We start from the raw sequence: 1,481 nt of genomic DNA, 5'->3' as shown, positions 1-1,481 counted from the left end.
ATTTGCTTGCTCAGGGTTGGACGGCTACCGCCATCCAAGAGGAATATGGGGTTAAACGCGACACTGTTAAATACTGGAATCAAACATATCAAAAGACTGGTATCGAAGGATTGAAAAGAAGACAGTTCACCCACTTTTCAAAGGAATTCAAGGAAAAGGTTGTTCTGGAATACATTCACGATAAGGTTTCGCTATCTTTCTTACGTGATAAATATGACATATCTAATATTGGAGTTATTTACAGCTGGTATAAAAGGTATACTAGTGGCAATAAACTAACTGCCACTAGGAGTCGAATTCATATGAACAAAGGAAGAACAACTTCACTTGAAGAGCGCATTGAGATTGTCAATTGGACAACTGCCCACGATAATGACTACACGGGTGCAATGGCAAAATTCAATGTATCGTACGGCCAAGTTTACAACTGGGTAAGAAAATTCAAGCAATCGGGCACTGATGGTCTAGTTGATAGACGAGGAATTGGAAAAACTGAAGCCGACAGCCTAACGGCTGAGGAAAAGAAAGATCTTGAAATAAAGCGTTTGAAGGAGCAAGTTGAATATCTTTCGACTGAAAATAACGTATTAAAAAAACTGAAGGAGATAGAAAGAAGGGACGCCAAGAAGAAAAATATCGTACCGTTCAAGCGCTCACCAAAAAAATAGATGAACGGACCGGCAAAAAATTTACTACAGCGTACTGTTGTCAATCAATCGGGATTGCTCGTTCTTCTTATTATGACTGGTTGACTCATAAGCCATCCAAAAGAGATTTAGAAGATCAAGCAATTTTGGATTACATTATTCCACTTGAAGAAGCTAATAACTATATCTTTGGTGTGGAAAGTCTGGTGATGTATCTAAATAAAGAGACCGATTATCATGCTTCAGCAAGCAAAATGAGGCGAATCATGCATCAGTATAATATTAAAGCCTCCATCAAAACCAAAAAACACAATCATCAAGCACGTCGTGAATCGATTATTAGCGAAAATCTCCTATTATCTGATGACCTAACTCACGATTTCCAACCAGAAAGGCCAGACAAATATTGGACTACTGATTGTACTGAATTAACATATGGGATTCGAAGTGAGCATAAGCTGCGCTTAAGCGTAATCAAGGATTTATATGATCACTCGATTGTGGCTTGGGAAATTGGTGATACTGAAACTTCTGAATTAGTGACGAACACATTCGAATTAGCTGTTAAAAATAATGGTGGTGTGTATCCAGATCTACTTCATAGTGACCGCGGAAGCGGTTATACATCAGGCTTATTTAATACCACCCTGGCAAAAGTTGGCGTTTTGCATAGCATGTCGCGCCCAGGTACTCCAGGTGATAATAGTCCAATAGAAAGTTTTTGGAGTCACATAAAAGAAGAATATTTCCAATTTCACAACCGTATAACCAAGAACGAAATGAATAGCGAGATTGAGGAGTGTATCAATTGGTATAACTTCAATCGCCGCCAAT

The 1,481-nt window shown here is 38.7% G+C and carries 2 protein-coding genes; both read left to right on the top strand.

Annotated elements, in window-relative coordinates; all coding sequences use genetic code 11:
• The first annotated feature begins 2 nt into the window (after positions 1-2).
• Positions 3-668, top strand: a complete 666-nt coding sequence (locus tag QOW94_RS10960; protein WP_283680494.1) for a helix-turn-helix domain-containing protein — start codon at positions 3-5, stop codon at positions 666-668.
• Positions 587-1,481, top strand: an 895-nt coding sequence (locus QOW94_RS10955; protein WP_349630364.1) for an IS3 family transposase, incomplete at its 3' end; no start/stop codon positions are given. The genes QOW94_RS10960 and QOW94_RS10955, both read left to right, overlap by 82 nt.

The organism is Lentilactobacillus sp. Marseille-Q4993, from assembly GCF_951230165.1.
Lineage (GTDB): Bacteria > Bacillota > Bacilli > Lactobacillales > Lactobacillaceae > Lentilactobacillus.
This window is presented reverse-complemented; position numbering and strand designations above follow the sequence as displayed.